At 54.2% G+C, this 16,391-nt stretch carries 16 protein-coding genes; all 16 read left to right on the top strand.

The window, feature by feature from the left end; all coding sequences use genetic code 11:
• Nucleotides 1-24 precede the first annotated feature (24 nt).
• Nucleotides 25-753 (top strand): flagellar hook assembly protein FlgD, encoded by a 729-nt coding sequence (flgD, locus tag MJ923_RS05830; RefSeq protein ID WP_240590298.1) that lies wholly within the window; start codon nucleotides 25-27, stop codon nucleotides 751-753.
• A gap of 34 nt (nucleotides 754-787) precedes the next feature.
• A complete protein-coding gene (flgE, locus tag MJ923_RS05835) occupies nucleotides 788-2,149 on the top strand; it encodes a flagellar hook protein FlgE (RefSeq protein ID WP_240590299.1) in 1,362 nt (453 codons plus the stop codon).
• A 168-nt stretch (nucleotides 2,150-2,317) separates the two neighbouring features.
• Complete coding sequence (flgF, locus tag MJ923_RS05840) at nucleotides 2,318-3,061, top strand: flagellar basal-body rod protein FlgF (protein WP_240590300.1); 744 nt, start codon at nucleotides 2,318-2,320, stop codon at nucleotides 3,059-3,061.
• A 12-nt stretch (nucleotides 3,062-3,073) separates the two neighbouring features.
• Entirely contained in the window at nucleotides 3,074-3,862 is a 789-nt protein-coding gene (flgG, locus tag MJ923_RS05845; protein WP_126167470.1) for a flagellar basal-body rod protein FlgG, read from the top strand.
• A 12-nt stretch (nucleotides 3,863-3,874) separates the two neighbouring features.
• Nucleotides 3,875-4,549 carry a flagellar basal body L-ring protein FlgH gene (flgH, locus tag MJ923_RS05850; RefSeq protein WP_240590301.1) on the top strand — a complete coding sequence of 225 codons (675 nt, stop codon included), beginning with the start codon at nucleotides 3,875-3,877 and terminating at the stop codon, nucleotides 4,547-4,549.
• 11 nt (nucleotides 4,550-4,560) lie between these two features.
• Nucleotides 4,561-5,652 (top strand): flagellar basal body P-ring protein FlgI, encoded by a 1,092-nt coding sequence (locus MJ923_RS05855; RefSeq protein ID WP_240590302.1) that lies wholly within the window; start codon nucleotides 4,561-4,563, stop codon nucleotides 5,650-5,652.
• Nucleotides 5,653-5,679: 27 nt separating this feature from the next.
• On the top strand, nucleotides 5,680-6,783 hold the full coding sequence (gene flgJ / locus MJ923_RS05860) for a flagellar assembly peptidoglycan hydrolase FlgJ (RefSeq protein WP_240590303.1): 1,104 nt from the start codon (nucleotides 5,680-5,682) through the stop codon (nucleotides 6,781-6,783).
• Nucleotides 6,784-6,804: 21 nt separating this feature from the next.
• Nucleotides 6,805-8,721, top strand: a complete 1,917-nt coding sequence (gene flgK, locus MJ923_RS05865; protein ID WP_240590304.1) for a flagellar hook-associated protein FlgK — start codon at nucleotides 6,805-6,807, stop codon at nucleotides 8,719-8,721.
• A gap of 12 nt (nucleotides 8,722-8,733) precedes the next feature.
• On the top strand, nucleotides 8,734-9,939 hold the full coding sequence (gene flgL / locus MJ923_RS05870; RefSeq protein ID WP_240590305.1) for a flagellar hook-associated protein FlgL: 1,206 nt from the start codon (nucleotides 8,734-8,736) through the stop codon (nucleotides 9,937-9,939).
• A gap of 91 nt (nucleotides 9,940-10,030) precedes the next feature.
• A complete protein-coding gene (locus MJ923_RS05875; protein WP_126167464.1) occupies nucleotides 10,031-10,852 on the top strand; it encodes a flagellin N-terminal helical domain-containing protein in 822 nt (273 codons plus the stop codon).
• A 248-nt stretch (nucleotides 10,853-11,100) separates the two neighbouring features.
• Entirely contained in the window at nucleotides 11,101-11,919 is an 819-nt protein-coding gene (locus MJ923_RS05880) for a flagellin N-terminal helical domain-containing protein (protein WP_240590306.1), read from the top strand.
• 124 nt (nucleotides 11,920-12,043) lie between these two features.
• A complete protein-coding gene (locus MJ923_RS05885; RefSeq protein WP_240590307.1) occupies nucleotides 12,044-12,451 on the top strand; it encodes a flagellar protein FlaG in 408 nt (135 codons plus the stop codon).
• 23 nt (nucleotides 12,452-12,474) lie between these two features.
• Nucleotides 12,475-13,839, top strand: coding sequence for a flagellar filament capping protein FliD (fliD, locus tag MJ923_RS05890; RefSeq protein ID WP_240590308.1), 1,365 nt, complete (start codon nucleotides 12,475-12,477; stop codon nucleotides 13,837-13,839).
• Nucleotides 13,840-13,854: 15 nt separating this feature from the next.
• Nucleotides 13,855-14,178 (top strand): hypothetical protein, encoded by a 324-nt coding sequence (locus MJ923_RS05895; protein WP_240590309.1) that lies wholly within the window; start codon nucleotides 13,855-13,857, stop codon nucleotides 14,176-14,178.
• A gap of 6 nt (nucleotides 14,179-14,184) precedes the next feature.
• Complete coding sequence (fliS, locus tag MJ923_RS05900) at nucleotides 14,185-14,595, top strand: flagellar export chaperone FliS (RefSeq protein ID WP_126167459.1); 411 nt, start codon at nucleotides 14,185-14,187, stop codon at nucleotides 14,593-14,595.
• 291 nt (nucleotides 14,596-14,886) lie between these two features.
• On the top strand, nucleotides 14,887-16,317 hold the full coding sequence (locus MJ923_RS05905) for a sigma-54 dependent transcriptional regulator (RefSeq protein WP_126167458.1): 1,431 nt from the start codon (nucleotides 14,887-14,889) through the stop codon (nucleotides 16,315-16,317).
• Nucleotides 16,318-16,391 lie beyond the last annotated feature (74 nt).

A 16,391-nucleotide genomic window follows, 5' to 3' on the forward strand; every position in this document is an offset into this window, starting at 1 on the left:
CCGGTGGCGCTAAGGAGGTAAGCCGTGAGTTTTCTTAACTCTATTAATCAGGCCGCGGCGGCACAGTCTACCCAGAGCACCGGCAACCCGTTTTTGGACGGCGTGCGGCTTCAAAGTAAAGAAGCGGTACCCGAGGCCAAAAAGCAGGAGCTGACCCAGGAAGACTTTTTTGCGCTCTTGTCGCAGCAGTTGTCGATGCAGGACCCGTTCAAGCCGGTGGAAAACGACCAGATGATTGCCCAGATGGCATCATTCTCGACCGTGGATGGTATTGCCAAGCTGAACGACCACATTGTGAATCTCAATACCGTGATGACTTCAAGCCAGGCGCTGCAGGCATCCGGGCTGGTAGGGCAGAAGGTGCTGATCCCGTCGTCTACCGGCCATGTGTCCAGTGAAGATCCAACCGTGAAAGGCGTGATAAGTACGCCGTCCAAGATAGAAAGCATCACGGTGCGAATTGAGGACTCTAAGGGCCAGCTGGTCACCACCTACACGGTGGACGGCAGCGAAGGCGGCAATATCGATGTGAACTGGGATGGACTGGATGCCGAAGGCAAGCCCGTTCCAGAAGGAAACTACACCATCAAGGCCAGTGGCAAGGTCGATGGCAAGGCAGAGGAATTGCCTGTTTCAACCTATGCCCATGTGTCCAGCGTGTCACTGGGAACCGCGGCAACCGGCGCTATCTTGAATTTACGTGGCGTTGGTGGGATCAAACTATCGGATGTTCTGGCGGTAGCTGAAGGCTGAACCAGAATCAGGGGATTAGAGAGGTAACTGACTTATGTCTTTCAATATCGCACTCAGCGGCATCGCAGCCGCCCAGAAAGATCTGAACACCACGGCCAACAACATCGCCAACGTGAACACAACGGGCTTTAAAGAGTCCCGTGCCGAGTTTGCCGATGTGTATGCGGCGTCCATTTTCGCCAACAGCAAAACCCAGGTGGGTGGCGGTGTAACCACTACCCAGGTGGCGCAGCAGTTCCATCAGGGCAGCTTGCAGTTCACCAGTAATGCACTGGATATGGCCATTAGCGGCGGCGGCTTCTTTGTCACCTCTGCGGATCCATCCGCGCGCGACTACAGCTTTACCCGCGCTGGTGCCTTTAAGGTCGACAGCAACAATTACCTGGTGGATTCCTCCGGTAACTTCCTGCAAACCTTCCCGGTGGACAAGTTTGGTAACTCAACCTCGGTGAGCTTGACTACCACCCGTCCGGTGCAAATTCCTGACACCGCTGGTAGCCCTGTCATGTCAGAGAACGTGGGTATCGCGATGAACCTGAATGCCGGTGAGAAGACCAAGGATCCTGCCGCATTCGATCCGGACGACCCAACCACCTTCAACAACTCGACTTCATCGACCATTTACGACTCCCTCGGTGAGCCACACATTCTGACCACCTATTTTGTGCGTCCGAACGATGGCGCCTATACAGGTGAGAACAACTGGGTAGCTTACTATGCACTCGATGGTCAGCCGGTTAACATGAGCGGCGCTGCCGGCTCATACCAGGTTGATACCAATGGCGATGGTACCCCCGATGGCACAGCCAATGCCCAAACCACCGGCGGCTGGACCGGAGCGGTACTGACCTTTAACAGCACTGGTACCTTCACCGGCACTGACCCGGCCATTATCACTACCGAAGCTCTTGGGATCGGCGGTGCCGGGATTCTGGGCCCGGGTGCCGATGGCAGCCAGACAATTACCATTAACTTTGCCAATCCTACCCAATATGCATCGGCCTTCGAAGTGACCGAGCTGACCCAGGACGGAACTACCGTGGGCCGCCTGACCAACGTGGAAGTAGGTGAAGATGGTTTGATTAAAGCCGCGTACAGCAACGGCAGCACTGTGCCATTGGGCCGTGTTGCGCTGGTGCGCTTCCCCAACGAGCAGGGCCTGACTCAGGTAGGGAATACCTCCTGGAAAGAAAGCCTGGCATCGGGTACCGCTTTGGCCGGTGAGGCCAACAGTGGCACCTTCGGTTCCATTCGCTCAGCGGCGCTGGAGCAATCCAACGTGGATTTGACCACCGAGCTGGTTGACCTGATTTCAGCCCAGCGCAACTTCCAGGCCAACAGTCGGACCCTGGAAGTGAACAATACCCTGCAGCAAACTATTCTGCAGATCCGCTAAGCCAAATCCCCCTTTATTGCCGCCTTCGGGCGGCAATTTTTTGCCTGTGTTTTACCTTTCCGCAAGCCCAGTTTTCTTTGTTCCCGCCAATTCAAACGCTTAGTGGCCAATTTCTTGGCACGTAGTTTGCTTTTAAGCCGTTATGCTAATTCTTTGACGGAGCCCAGCGTGGACAAGTTTCTCTATATCGCCATGAGCGGTGCCAAGCAAAACCTCAATTCGCTGGCGGTGCGGGCCAATAACCTGGCCAACGCCAACACCGACGGTTTCAAGGCCGATTTGGAGCAGTCCCGTGCCATGCAGGCCTTCGGTGAAGGCTTGCCAACCCGGGTGTTTTCCATGACAGAAAACCCGCAGGCGAGCTTCCGTCACGGTCCGATTAACGCCACTGCCCGGGATCTGGATGTTGCCGTGAAAGGTGATGGTTGGATAGCCGTGGAAGATGCCGACGGCAATGAGGCTTACACCCGCGCAGGCAGCCTGAAATTTGACGAAACCGGCCTGCTGACCAACTCACAGGGACGACCTGTGATGGGTGATGCCGGCCCCATAGTGCTGCCGCTGCCCATCGACAAGGTGGAAATCGCCCAGGATGGCACCATTACTGTCCGGCCACAGGGCGCTACTGCCGAAGTGGTGGAAGAGGTGGCCCGTATCAAGCTGGTTAATCCCGGCAATCAAAACCTGATGCGCGGTGACGATGGCCTGTTCCGTCTGATGGATGGCACCACTGCACCGCTCGATGAAGCCGTGGCACTCGAAAGCCGCGCCGTGGAAGGCAGCAACGTTAACCCCGTCGAAGAGATGGTGGCCCTGATTGATATCCAGCGGCAATTTGAGCTGCAGGTAAAAATGATGAAAACCGCAGAAGAAAACGATAAGGCTTCTGCTCAACTCGTACGCATTGGCTAAGGAGACAGGATTATGCATCCCGCATTATGGATCAGTAAAACTGGCTTAGATGCACAGCAAACGGATATCGCCGTGATATCCAACAACGTCGCCAACGCCAGTACCGTCGGCTACAAAAAAAGCCGCGCCGTGTTCGAAGATTTGCTTTACCAAACAGTGAATCAGGCCGGTGGTATCAGCGCCTCCAACACCAAGCTGCCCAATGGTCTGAACATTGGCGCCGGTACCAAGGTGGTGGCCACCCAGAAAATGTTTACCCAGGGCAACATGCTCACTACCGACAATGCACTGGATCTGATGATTGAAGGTCCGGGCTTTTTCGAAGTGCAGCTGCCCGATGGCACCACCGCCTACACCCGTAACGGTCAGTTCTCGTTGGATGACACCGGCCAGATTGTGACCCCAGGCTCAGGCTATGTGCTGCAACCTGCCATCACCATTCCGGACAACGCCACCAGTATTACCGTATCGGCAGAGGGTGAAGTGTCGGTGAAAACCCCCGGCGCCGCCGAAAATCAGGTGGTTGGCCAGCTGACTATTTCAGACTTTATCAATCCGTCCGGCCTCGACCCCATCGGGCAGAACCTGTATCTGGAAACCGGTGCCAGCGGCACCCCCATTCAGGGTACTGCTTCGCTGGATGGCCTGGGTGCCATTCGTCAGGGGGCGCTTGAAACCTCCAACGTGAACGTGACCGAGGAACTGGTCAATCTTATCGAAAGTCAACGCATCTACGAGATGAACTCCAAGGTTATCTCTGCAGTGGATCAGATGCTGGCTTACGTGAACCAGAATCTGTAAGGAGTCTTGGCCATGTTTAGGACCTTGCTGCTTGGCGCTGCGTTGGTACTGGCCGGTTGTGCCAGCACCGACAAAAAGCCCATCCCCGACGACCCCTATTTCGCACCTGTCTATCCCGAAGAGGCGCCGGTGGCTCTGGAGCCAACGGGTTCCATCTTCATGGACTCTCAGGCGGCAAGCCTCTACACGGACATTCGTGCCCACCGGGTGGGTGACATCATCACTGTGGTGCTGACCGAATCGACCCAGGCAAGTAAAAGTGCCAACAACGAGATTAAAAAGGGCTCGGATTTAACCCTCGACCCCATCACCGCCATGGGCGGCCCGATAACCATCAAGGGCAGCCCGATAGACCTTGGCTACAAGGACAGTATGAACACCAAACGTGAGGCCGATGCCGATCAGAGCAACAGCCTCAGGGGCAATATCTCGGCCCATGTGATGCAGGTGCTGGCCAACGGCAATCTGGTTATTCGCGGTGAAAAATGGATAAGCATCAACAATGGCGATGAGTTTATCCGCGTCACCGGGGTTATCCGTGCCCAGGACATTACCCCTGACAACACCATTCAATCGACCCGGGTGGCCAACGCGCGTATCCAGTACAGCGGCACCGGCACCTTTGCCAACTCCCAGAACGTCGGATGGCTCAGTCAGTTCTTCCTGAGCGACTGGTGGCCCTTCTAAGGAGCAGTATCATGAAGATTAGACTTCTGTTGGCGGTGGCCCTGATGGCCATGGTGGTTCCGGCCAAGGCCGAACGTATTAAAGACATAGCTGCAGTGCAGGGTGTGCGCAGCAACCAGCTGATTGGTTATGGTCTGGTGGTGGGTCTGCCGGGCACCGGTGAAAAAGCAAGCTATACCGAGCAAACCTTTACCACCATGCTGAAAAATTTCGGCATCAACCTGCCATCCAACGTTAAACCCAAAATCAAGAACGTAGCGGTAGTGGCGGTGCATGCCGACATGCCCCCCTTTATCAAGCCTGGCCAGACCCTGGATGTGACTGTCTCCAGCATAGGTGAAGCTAAGAGCCTGCGTGGCGGTACCCTGCTGCAAACCTTCCTCAAAGGGGTGGATGGCAATATTTATGCGATTGCTCAGGGCAGCATGGTCGTAAGTGGCTTCAGCGCCGAGGGGCTGGACGGCTCCAAGGTTATCCAGAACACACCCACAGTGGGCCGTATTCCCAACGGTGCCCTGGTTGAACGTGCTGTGCCATCGGCCTTTGCCAACGGCGATTTTCTGACATTCAACCTGCACCGTGCGGACTTTTCCACCGCCAAGCGCATGGCCGATGCCATCAATGATTTACTTGGTCCGGACATGGCACGTGCCCTGGATGCGGCGTCTATTCAGGTGTATGCCCCGCGGGATGCCTCGCAGCGGGTTTCCTTTCTGGCAACCCTGGAAAATATTGAAGTGGAGCCTGCGGATGAGTCGGCCAAGATAATCGTTAACTCCCGCACCGGCACTATTGTGGTGGGGCAGAACGTCAAGTTGCTGCCGGCCGCGGTGACTCACGGTGGCCTGACCGTCACCATCGCCGAGAATCAACAGGTTTCTCAGCCCAATGCGCTGGCTGGCGGCGATACCGTGGTGACCGATCAGAGCACTATCGATGTGGCGCAGGACAACCGCCGGATGTTCCTCTTTAACCCCGGCACCAGCCTGGATGAGTTGGTTCGGGCGGTCAATATGGTGGGTGCGGCCCCTTCGGACGTACTGGCCATCCTTGAGGCGCTAAAGATGGCAGGCGCCTTGCATGGTGAGCTTATCGTTATCTGATTTTTGTCGGAAAATTGGCAAACCACCATGGAAAAGCTGTCAAACGCATCCCATTTCCTCGACATCGGTGGCCTGGACAAATTACGTGCCCAGGCCAAGGCCGATGACAAGGCGGCACTGAAAGAAGTCGCCAAGCAATTCGAGGGCATCTTCGTGCAGATGCTGATGAAAAGCATGCGCGATGCCAATGCGGTATTCCAGTCCGATAGCCCCTTCAACAGCCAGTACACCAAGTTTTACGAGGAAATGCGCGATCAGCAGATGGCGGTCGATATGTCACAAAAGGGCATATTGGGACTGGCCGATCTGATGGTGCAGCAGCTGTCTCCCAAGGACAGCCCCATTACGCCAGCCTCGATACTGGGCGGTGACAAACGCTTTGCCATGGGGGACGCCCCCATGATGCTGCGCCGTGAAACCGCTGAAAATGCAGGCGATACACATGATTTGACCAAGGCCCGGGCGGCAATTGAAAAGGATGCTGGGCGGCAAGCGCTTGCCTCCGCAATGCCCCTCGATGCCGCCCTGGTGGGGTTCCACGAGGCACCACAGCTGAACAATGCGGCAGTGGCTGCTTTCGATGATTTGGTTGCCGGCCGCGCCACTGCCTCTGAGCAGCTTGCCAGAGAGCGTGACAATGTTCGCTTCAACGACCGTAAAGAGTTTATCCGTACCCTGATGCCTCTGGCCGAAGCCGCTGCCAAGCGCTTGGGTACTCAGCCGGAAGTGCTGATTGCCCAGTCGGCACTGGAAACAGGTTGGGGCCAGAAGCTTATTCGCCGCCCCGATGGCAGCAGCGGCAATAACCTGTTCAACATCAAGGCCGACAAGCGTTGGCAAGGTGAGAAAGCTGCGGTGAACACCCTCGAATTTGAGCAGGGCGTGGCCGTGAAACAGCGTGCCGACTTCCGGGTTTACGACACCCTGGAGCAAAGTTTCGGCGACTTTGTTGAGTTTCTTAAGCGCACCGAGCGCTACAGCGAGGCCCTGAGTCAGGCCGCCAGACCCGCCGCCTTTGTGCAGGGTCTGCAGAATGCGGGCTACGCCACCGACCCCCAATATGCCGATAAGGTGATGAGGGTGATGCAGGCGGTGAGTTCTGAACTCAAAGCCATGGCCCTTGGCAACTAACCCTGAGAGGCGCAGATAACCATGAGCATTGATTTATTAAATATCGCCCGAACCGGGGTGCTGGCATCTCAGGCCCAGCTTGGGGTTACCAGTAACAACATTGCCAACGTGAATACCGAGGGCTACAACCGTCAGGTCGCGACCCAGGCAACTCACTTATCCCAGCGCTCCGGCAACAGCTTTTATGGCACGGGTACCTATGTCTCGAGCGTAAAGCGGGTGTACAACGAGTACGCTGCCCGCGAGCTGCGCATCGGTCAGACCGCCAAGGGCGCTGCCGAAGTCACCCACACCAAGATGAGTGAACTGGACCAGCTGTTCTCACAGATTGGCAAAGCCGTGCCTCAGTCGCTGAACGACCTTTTCTCCAACATCAACAGCCTGGCGGACTTGCCCGGCGATTTGGGGATCCGCGGTGGGGTATTAAGCTCTGCATCGCAAATGGCCAGCGCTATCAATGAGATGCAGCGTCAGCTCGAAGGGCAAATGAAACAGACCCACGAGCAAATTGACGCCATCACAACCCGTATCAATGAAATCAGTACCGAGCTTGCCAATATCAACCGCGAGCTGATGAAAACCATGGGCGAGGACATGCAACTGCTGGACAAGCAGGATGCGCTGATCATGGAGCTGAGCCAGTACGCCCAGGTGAATGTGATCCCGCTGGAAAACGGTGCCAAGAGCATTATGCTTGGCGGCGCCGTGATGCTGGTGTCATCCGAAGTGGCCATGAGTATGGGAACGGCCAAGGGCGACCCATACTCCGATGAGCTGAGGCTCACTGCCACTTCAGGATCCTCTACGCTGGTGGTGGACCCATCCAAGCTGGGCGGCCAGCTGTCGGCACTGTTTGAGTTTCGCGATAAAACCCTGATCCCGGCTGAAAATGAGCTGGGACAACTGGCGCTTGGGATCACCAATGCCTTCAATGAGGCGCAAAAAGCCGGTTTTGATATGAACGGCGAGATTGGCGGCGACCTGTTTTTGGATATCAACGACCCTCTGATTGCCCAGAGCCGGGTAGGGTCTTACTCCACCAACACAGGGACGGCGGCGCTGAGCGTCAACGTGGATGATGTTGGTGCACTGTCTGGCAGTGCCTATGAGCTTAAATACACAGCCCCCGGCACCTATGAGCTGACCGACACTATTACGGGAGTGGTGACGCCACTGACTTTGAGCGGCACCACCCTGACCGGCGGCGATGGCTTCTCCATCAATATTGACGCCGGTGCGTTGGCTGACGGCGATCGTTTCCAGATAAGACCCACCTCCGGCGCTGCAGCGCAGATGTCTGTCGTAATGACCGACCCGAAAGGCATTGCCGCCGCCGCACCCAAGGTGAGCGCCGATGCGGCCAACTCTGGCAATACCTCGGTCAAAGTTACCAGCATCGATAACCGCGCCGCGGCCAATTTCCCGGTCACCGGCAGTGAGCTGACCTTCAGCATCAACACAGGTGCCAATACCTATGATGTGACCGACGCCAGCGGCGCTGTGATTGCCACCGGGGTGGCTTACACGCCGCCTTCAATCAGTGCCTACGGTTTTACCTTTGAGGTGACCTCAAGCGGCGCCGCCACCGACAGCTTTACCTTCGATTTAAGCTACGCCGAAGGTGACAACAACAACGCTCTGGCCATGGCTGAAATGGCCGACGACAAGTTGATGAACGGCGGAAAGTCGACCCTGATTGACGTGTTTGAAAACACCAAGCAGGACATAGGCTCGCGCACCAAGGCCGCCGAAGTCAGGGTTGGCTCTGCTGAGGCGATTTATCAGCAGGCTTACAGCCGGGTGCAGGAAGTGTCCGGGGTGAACCTGGATGAAGAAGCCGCCAACCTGCTGCGTTTTCAACAGTCGTATCAGGCATCGGCCCGGATCATGACCACCGCCCAACAAATCTTTGACACCCTGTTCGCCTCGGTGCGTTAAGAGGATTGAGTGATGCGTATTTCTACCTCGCAAATGTTCACCCAGAACACCAACAACATTCTGCAAAAGCAGACTGATACCGCGAAACTGCTGGAACAGCTGTCCAGCGGCAAGAAGGTGAATACCTCTGGCGACGATCCTGTGGCGGCGCTGGGGATTGACAACCTTAACCAGCAGCAGGCGCTGGTGGATCAGTTTTTAAAGAATATCGATTACGCCAAAAACCACCTGGGCATTACCGAGAGCAAACTCGGCAGCGCCGAGGAGTTGGTCATGGGGCTGCGTGAACAGATCCTGCGTGGCGTTAACGGCGGACTTTCGCCAACAGAGCGGCAAATGATTGCCGATGAAATGCGCGGCAGCCTCGAAGAACTGCTGAACATTGCCAATACCCGCGATGAATCCGGCAATTACATGTTTGCCGGTTACAAAACCGACACCCCACCTTTTGCCTTCGATAACGCCGGCAATATGGTCTACAGCGGCGATTCCGGCGTACGTGATGCCATGATTTCCCGCGGCATCTCCATGGGCACCAATATTCCGGGCGATATGGCCTTTATGAAGGTGCCAAATGGGCTTGGTGATTATGCCGTCAATTATTTGTCGACCCAGGTGGGGGAGTTCAAGGTGCAGAGTGCGGCCATTGCCAATCCTGCCACCCATGTGGAAGACACCTATACCTTTAATTTTATTGATAATGGTGCTGGCGGCGTGAACCTGGAAGTGCGCGACAGCGCCAGTACGCTGGTGACCACCGTCAATAACTTCGACGCCAGCAATCCCGTGAGTTTCAACGGCATTGAGGTGAAGCTCGAGGGCACGCCCGCTGCCGGCGACAGCTTCAGCATGGCGCCACAGGCCGAAGTCAATATTTTCGAGACTATTAACAAGGCTATCGCCCTGATTGAGGACGATACACGCGTTAATTCTCCTGCGGGTATAGCCGAGTTGGCACAACTTTTGAATAACACTGATAGCGGATTGAATCAGCTCAGCACCGCCAGAAGCGTGGCAGGCAACAGTCTCAAGAGCCTTGAGAGTTACGCCGGACGACACGCCGAAGAGCAGGTCGTCAATACCTCGGCGCTGTCACTGCTGGAAGATCTGGATTACGCGTCCGCGATTACGGAGTTTGAGAAGCAACAGCTTGCCCTGAATGCCGTATCGAACGTGTTTAGCAGAGTGGGTTCTGTGTCGCTGTTTGACTATCTGTAACAGATGCACTGCCACTCACTGGAAGCAACTTTGTTAACTAAATTAGCCAAGCTCCAAGCCTTGGCGGTAACACTAGGAAGAGGAACTCAACATGGCTATTACTGTTAATACCAATGTGACCTCCATGAAGGCCCAGAAGAACCTGAACATGTCCAGTGGTCAGTTGGCGACTTCTATGGAGCGTCTGTCATCCGGTCTGCGCATCAACAGCGCCAAAGACGATGCTGCCGGTCTGGCGATTTCTAACCGCCTGAACAGCCAGGTGCGTGGTCTGGAAGTGGGCATGCGTAATGCCAACGACGGTATCTCCATCGCCCAGATTGCTGAAGGTGCGATGCAGGAACAGACCAACATGCTGCAGCGTATGCGTGACCTGTCTATCCAGGCAGAAAACGGCGCCAACAGCACCGACGACCTGCAGGCACTGCAGGATGAAATCAACCAGCTGATTTCTGAAATCACCGCTATTGGTAACTCTACCGCTTTCGGTAACACCAAGCTGATGACAGGTGACTTCTCTGCAGGTAAGAAATTCCAGGTAGGTCACCAGGAAGGCGAAGACGTGACTATCACTGTAAAAGAGAACAACTCAGCCTCTTTGTCTGTGAACTCCATTACCGTGATGACCTCAGCTGGCCGCGACTCGTCTCTGGCTCGTATCGATACTGCCATCAAGACCATCGATACCCAGCGCGCAGCCCTCGGTGCGGTACAAAACCGTCTGGCCCACAACATCAGCAACAGTGCCAACACCCAGGCCAACGTTGCCGATGCAAAGAGCCGTATCGTGGACGTGGACTTCGCTAAAGAAACCTCAGCCATGACCAAGAACCAGGTACTGCAACAAACCGGTTCGGCCATGTTGGCTCAGGCAAACCAGTTGCCGCAGGTTGCCCTGTCTCTGCTGGGTTAATAACGACAGGCATCAGAATGCGACGATGCCTGCCAGGCGGCAAAAAATTGCCGCAGGTCAGGCTAGTCGCGCTGTTTTTTTCGACAGCAAAATGTTGACTAAAAAAGAAAAATAAAAAATCTGCAGAATTTTTCAAAAAAGCCCTAAAGGATAAAAAGACGCTGCCGCTAAATATACTGTAACGAGTATGACCGCCTGGCTGAACAAGACAGGCTAGTCCTGAGCCAGGTAACCAAGAGGAATCGATCATGGCCATTACAGTAAACACCAACGTCACTTCAATGAAGGCACAAAAGAACCTGACTTTGTCTAACCGTGATCTGGCAACCTCCATGGAGCGTCTGTCCTCAGGTCTGCGGATCAACAGTGCCAAAGACGACGCGGCAGGTCTCGCCATCTCCAACCGCCTGAACAGCCAGGTACGTGGTTTGGAAGTGGGTATGCGTAACGCTAACGATGCTATCTCCATCGCCCAGATTTCTGAAGGTGCGATGCAGGAGCAAACCAACATGCTGCAGCGTATGCGTGACCTGGCTATCCAATCTGAAAACGGTGCCAACAGCTCAGCTGACTTGCAGGCTCTGAAAGACGAGATGGACCAGCTGGCGACCGAAATTACCGCTATCGGTAACACCACAGCCTTCGGTAACACCAAGCTGATGACCGGTACTTTCTCTGCCGGTAAGAAGTTCCAGGTAGGTCACCAGGATGGCGAAGATGTGACCATCACTGTGAAGAAGAACGATGCCACCACTTTGTCTGTGAATTCGCTGACTGTTCTGACCTCTGCCGGTCGTAACTCAGCCCTGGGCAAGATTGACGCGGCTATCAAGAACATCGATACCCAGCGCGCTTCCCTCGGTGCTATCCAGAACCGTCTGGCGCACAACATCAGCAACAGTGCCAACACCCAGGCCAACGTTGCCGACGCCAAGAGCCGTATCGTGGATGTGGACTTCGCCAAAGAAACCTCAGCCATGACCAAGAGCCAGGTACTGCAGCAGACAGGTTCTGCCATGCTGGCCCAGGCTAACCAACTGCCTCAGATTGCCCTGTCTCTGCTGTAATAACAGGCACTTGACGAGGAGGCGGGGGAGGTTCGGAGACGGATCTCCCTTTGCCGTATCTGAGGCGCTTGCCAAGATGTCATACTGTATGACAGCTGGAAGAGCGATTGGTGAGAGGTGAGGTATGGATATTGCATTAGCTGGCGCACAGTCGCCACAGCAGCAACAGCAAAGAGCTGAGCTTGCCGCAACTTCTGTCAAACCTTTGGCTCCAAAGGATGCGGAGCTTAAGCGACAGGATTTGGCACAGCCGGTAGACGGCGCTCAGAAAGCTAACGCTAAGGCTCAGGAAGAAGAGCGAAAAGCGAAGCAGGAAGAGCTCAATTCTCTGGCCGACGATATGTCGAGTATGATGTCCTTTATGCGTAAGGGCCTGGCGTTTCGCGTTGACGATAAGTCCGGCGAACCTGTGGTCAGTGTGTTGGACGTAGATTCGGGAGATGTCATCAGACAGATCCCCAGTGAAGAAGCACTCAAGCTTGCCCAGAAACTCACAGAGGTCACTGGCCTTTTGATGAAAACCGAGGCTTGAGAGCGATGTAAATAGAGGTTGTTATGGCATTAACTGCAACAGGTATTGGTTCCAATCTGCCGATTAACGACATGGTTTCGGCCATTGTTAACGCAGAGAAGACCCCGAAAGAGGCGCTGTTCAATCGGACAGAAGACACCATCAATGCCAAGGTTTCTGCCATAGGCACCTTAAAGAGCGAACTGGCCAAGTTTCAGGATGCCCTGAAAAAACTGCAAAAGGGCAGTGAGCTCAGTATTCGAAAGGTCAATACCGGCGACAGCCAGTATTTTAAAGCCACCGCCGACAAGTTTGCCCAAAATGGCACCTACGCCATCAAGGTAGAGCAGCTTGCCTATGCCCATAAAGTGGCAGGTACCAACACCGCCGCTGCCACCGATACAGTTGGTGAAGGTAGACTCGATTTTACCATCAATGGTGAGAGCTTTGGTGTCGATGTTGACGCTGCCGACGACCTCAATGCCATTGCCAAAAAAATCAATGATGCCAGCGACAACAAAGGTGTAGTCGCGACTGTTATCACCAGCGATGCTGGCAGCCGTCTGGTGTTTTCCTCTGAAGAAACCGGTACGGCCAACCAAATCAGCGTCACCGCAACCGACACCACAGGCACAGGGCTGAACGACATGTTCAATGGTGCCAGCCTGTCTGAGCTGCAGCCGGCTCAGGACGCCATTCTCTACGTTGATAACCAGAAAATCACCTCTGCCAGTAACGAAGTTAAAGGCGCCATTACCGGTGTTACCCTGGAGCTGACCAAAGCCGATGTGGGTGAGGTTGGAACCCTGACAATCAGTCAGGACGATGAAGCGGTAAAAGAGAATATTACCGGCTTTGTCGATGCCTACAATGCGCTGCTTGACTCCATTAACAAGCTCTCATCGTACGATGCCGACAAGAAAAAGGCAGCGGCGCTGCAGGGCGACTCGATGATCCGCTCACTTGAATCGCAGCTTCGCAAGATGATCAGCGAACGGGTTGATGTGGGCGGTAAAACCGTGGCCCTGTATGACATGGGCATCAAAACCGACAAATATGGCAAGCTGGAAATCGACAGCACCAAACTGGACAAAGCCATTTCTGAAGATATGGCGTCTCTGGAAGGGCTGTTTTCCACCGAAGATACCGGCCTTGCCAATCGCCTGTCTGATCTTGCCAACACCTATACCAAGGCTGGCGGCGTCATCAGCACCCGCAACGACACCTATAACAGTGAAAAGCAGCGCCTTGACGATCAACGTGAGGCATTCAGCCGTAAAATGGCGTCTCTGGAAGCCAGGCTGTTTAAGCAATTCAATAATATGGACCTTGTGGTCGCCAGCCTCAACCAACAAACCAATGGCCTGATTGACCGGTTGAATTCGCTCCCTGGCGTAATTAAGAGCTAAACTTAAGGACGAGGCATGACACAGGCAATCCGAGAGATTAACTCGCAGCTTCAGACACTGTTTGCGGCATTGGAAAACATCACGGCAGAAGATGAGCGTTGTGACGACTTGGTATCACAATTGCAAGAGACCATCGTCAAGCGTCAATTTTTATTGCAGAACCTGACCGATGCCGATGGTGGGGCCGACAAAGCCTTTCTGGAAGCACAGTTAATGCTTAGCCAGCGTTTTATGACGCAGGCCAGGGCACTGAAGGATCATCGGCAGCAAATTTTGCATGCCAGCAGTAAAAGTAAACGTCAACTCAATGTTTACAGAACAATCGATGCAAATAGGTAGGTACATATGAGAGGGTCACTGCAATCATATCGTAAGGTTTCGCTGGAAAGTGAAATTGCCGTTGCTTCCCCCCATCGTATCATTCAGATGATGTTTGCCGGTGCGCTGGAGCGTCTGGCACAAAGCCGTTATGCCATCGAGCAAAACGATTTGGAAAGCAAGGGTGTGTTTATCAATAAGGCCATCGGCATCATTACCGGGTTGTCCAACAGCCTGAATATGGAAGCCGGTGGGGAAATCGCCCGCAATCTGAACGAGCTTTACGATTTTATGCTGCGCAGAATAAGCGAGGCCAACCTCAACAATGACCCTCAGGCCATTGACGATGTGATGGCGGTGTTGCGGACCATCAAAGAGGGTTGGGATGCTATTCCCGCTGACCAACACCATCTGACGTCACACAGCGAAGCTGTTTGATTTTTGAGCAAAAAATACGCATAAAAAGAGGCGCACCCGGTGCGCCTTTTTTGACTCTAGCCAGAGAATTGACCAAAAGGGTCGGAACAGAGGGAAAATTGGTCTAGAATCAGAACCAAAAGAGTTTATTGTAAAGCAGAGACTTGCTTCTCGATTGCCGATAATACAATATTCGACATGGTGTGAATGACCGGCAGTTTTTCCCCGGAGTAACAGCATTGACGCCCTGTGAGCAACTAACACAAATAATTAATGCGATTCATTAGATATTCGAGCGTTACGGCCAACTGAATGATGCAGACAGACCAGAGAATCTTGCTTGTAGGAACCCAGACAGAGCGTTTGACCCGTCTTTCCTGCATTCTTGAATTTTTAGGCGAACAGCTGGTGTTCCAAGTCGCTTCCGGCGTGGAAGATCAGGTTAAAGAGACCCGCTTTCGGGCTCTGATTGCCGACCTTAACGAATTTCCCCTGGAAAAAGTCAAAGCCTTGGCTGCCCAGCTGCCGTGGCAGCCGATCCTGCTGCTTGGCGATATCGATACCGTCTCCGGTAACCTGATTGGTACCATAGAGGAGCCCTTCAACTATCCACAGCTGACCGAGCTTTTGCATTTCTGTCAGGTGTTTGGCCAGATGAAGCGCCCGGACGTACCTACCAGCGGTAACCAAACCAAGCTGTTCAGAAGCCTGGTAGGGCGCAGCGATGGCATCGTCAATGTACGTCACCTGATTAACCAGGTTGCGCCTTCTGACGCCACTGTGCTGGTGCTGGGGCAGTCCGGTACCGGTAAAGAGGTGGTGGCCCGCAATATTCACTACCTGTCTGAGCGCCGTGATGGCCCCTTTATTCCGGTTAACTGCGGCGCTATTCCACCCGAACTGCTTGAAAGTGAACTCTTTGGTCACGAAAAAGGCTCCTTTACCGGCGCCATCAGTGCCCGTAAAGGCCGGTTTGAGCTCGCCGAAGGTGGCACCCTGTTCCTCGATGAAATTGGCGACATGCCGCTTGCCATGCAGGTAAAACTGCTGCGGGTGCTGCAGGAGCGGGTTTTCGAGCGGGTAGGGGGCAGCAAGCCCATCCAGTCCAATGTGCGTGTGGTGGCAGCTACCCACAGAAATCTTGAAAAGATGATTGAAGAAAACGAGTTCCGTGAAGACCTCTTCTATCGCCTTAACGTATTCCCTATCGAAATGCCGGCGCTGTGCGAGCGTAAAGAAGATATTCCACTGCTGCTGCAGGAGCTGGTAAGCCGGGTCTTCAACGAAGGCCGTGGCAAGGTGCGCTTTACTCAGCGTGCCATTGAATCGCTTAAAGAACACGACTGGTCCGGTAACGTACGGGAACTGTCGAATCTGGTTGAGCGGCTGACAATCCTGTATCCGGGCGGCCTGGTTGACGTTAACGACTTGCCGGTTAAATATCGTCATATTGATGTGCCTGAATACTGTGTTGAAGTCAGTGAGGAAATGTTGGAGCGGGATGCACTGGCGTCGATTTTCAACGACGACGAGCCGGTTGAAATCCCCGAGACCCGTTTCCCCAGTGAGTTACCTCCGGAGGGGGTAAACCTGAAGGATCTGTTGGCAGAGCTTGAAATCGATATGATCCGTCAAGCACTGGAGCAGCAAGACAACGTTGTGGCCAGGGCGGCTGAAATGTTGGGAATACGCAGAACCACGCTTGTGGAAAAAATGCGTAAGTATGGAATGAGTAAGGATTAATCTCACACTTTAAGTAAAAGGATTTACGCCCCTTTCCCTTGGTGCCACTCTGGCACACTATCTGCATCCACCCC

The organism is Shewanella zhuhaiensis (genome assembly GCF_022484835.1).
GTDB classification, from domain to species: domain Bacteria; phylum Pseudomonadota; class Gammaproteobacteria; order Enterobacterales; family Shewanellaceae; genus Shewanella; species Shewanella khirikhana.

What these genes read in the sequence shown, in the direction of transcription:
- flgH (WP_240590301.1), top strand. Translation starts at nt 3,875, where the DNA reads ATGTTTAGGACCTTGCTGCTTGGCGCTGCGTTGGTACTGGCCGGTTGT.
- MJ923_RS05905 (WP_126167458.1), top strand. Translation starts at nt 14,887, where the DNA reads ATGATGCAGACAGACCAGAGAATCTTGCTTGTAGGAACCCAGACAGAG.
- MJ923_RS05885 (WP_240590307.1), top strand. Translation starts at nt 12,044, where the DNA reads ATGGATATTGCATTAGCTGGCGCACAGTCGCCACAGCAGCAACAGCAA.
- flgJ (WP_240590303.1), top strand. Translation starts at nt 5,680, where the DNA reads ATGGAAAAGCTGTCAAACGCATCCCATTTCCTCGACATCGGTGGCCTG.
- flgL (WP_240590305.1), top strand. Translation starts at nt 8,734, where the DNA reads ATGCGTATTTCTACCTCGCAAATGTTCACCCAGAACACCAACAACATT.
- flgK (WP_240590304.1), top strand. Translation starts at nt 6,805, where the DNA reads ATGAGCATTGATTTATTAAATATCGCCCGAACCGGGGTGCTGGCATCT.
- fliS (WP_126167459.1), top strand. Translation starts at nt 14,185, where the DNA reads ATGAGAGGGTCACTGCAATCATATCGTAAGGTTTCGCTGGAAAGTGAA.
- flgE (WP_240590299.1), top strand. Translation starts at nt 788, where the DNA reads ATGTCTTTCAATATCGCACTCAGCGGCATCGCAGCCGCCCAGAAAGAT.
- MJ923_RS05875 (WP_126167464.1), top strand. Translation starts at nt 10,031, where the DNA reads ATGGCTATTACTGTTAATACCAATGTGACCTCCATGAAGGCCCAGAAG.
- MJ923_RS05855 (WP_240590302.1), top strand. Translation starts at nt 4,561, where the DNA reads ATGAAGATTAGACTTCTGTTGGCGGTGGCCCTGATGGCCATGGTGGTT.
- flgG (WP_126167470.1), top strand. Translation starts at nt 3,074, where the DNA reads ATGCATCCCGCATTATGGATCAGTAAAACTGGCTTAGATGCACAGCAA.
- MJ923_RS05895 (WP_240590309.1), top strand. Translation starts at nt 13,855, where the DNA reads ATGACACAGGCAATCCGAGAGATTAACTCGCAGCTTCAGACACTGTTT.
- MJ923_RS05880 (WP_240590306.1), top strand. Translation starts at nt 11,101, where the DNA reads ATGGCCATTACAGTAAACACCAACGTCACTTCAATGAAGGCACAAAAG.
- fliD (WP_240590308.1), top strand. Translation starts at nt 12,475, where the DNA reads ATGGCATTAACTGCAACAGGTATTGGTTCCAATCTGCCGATTAACGAC.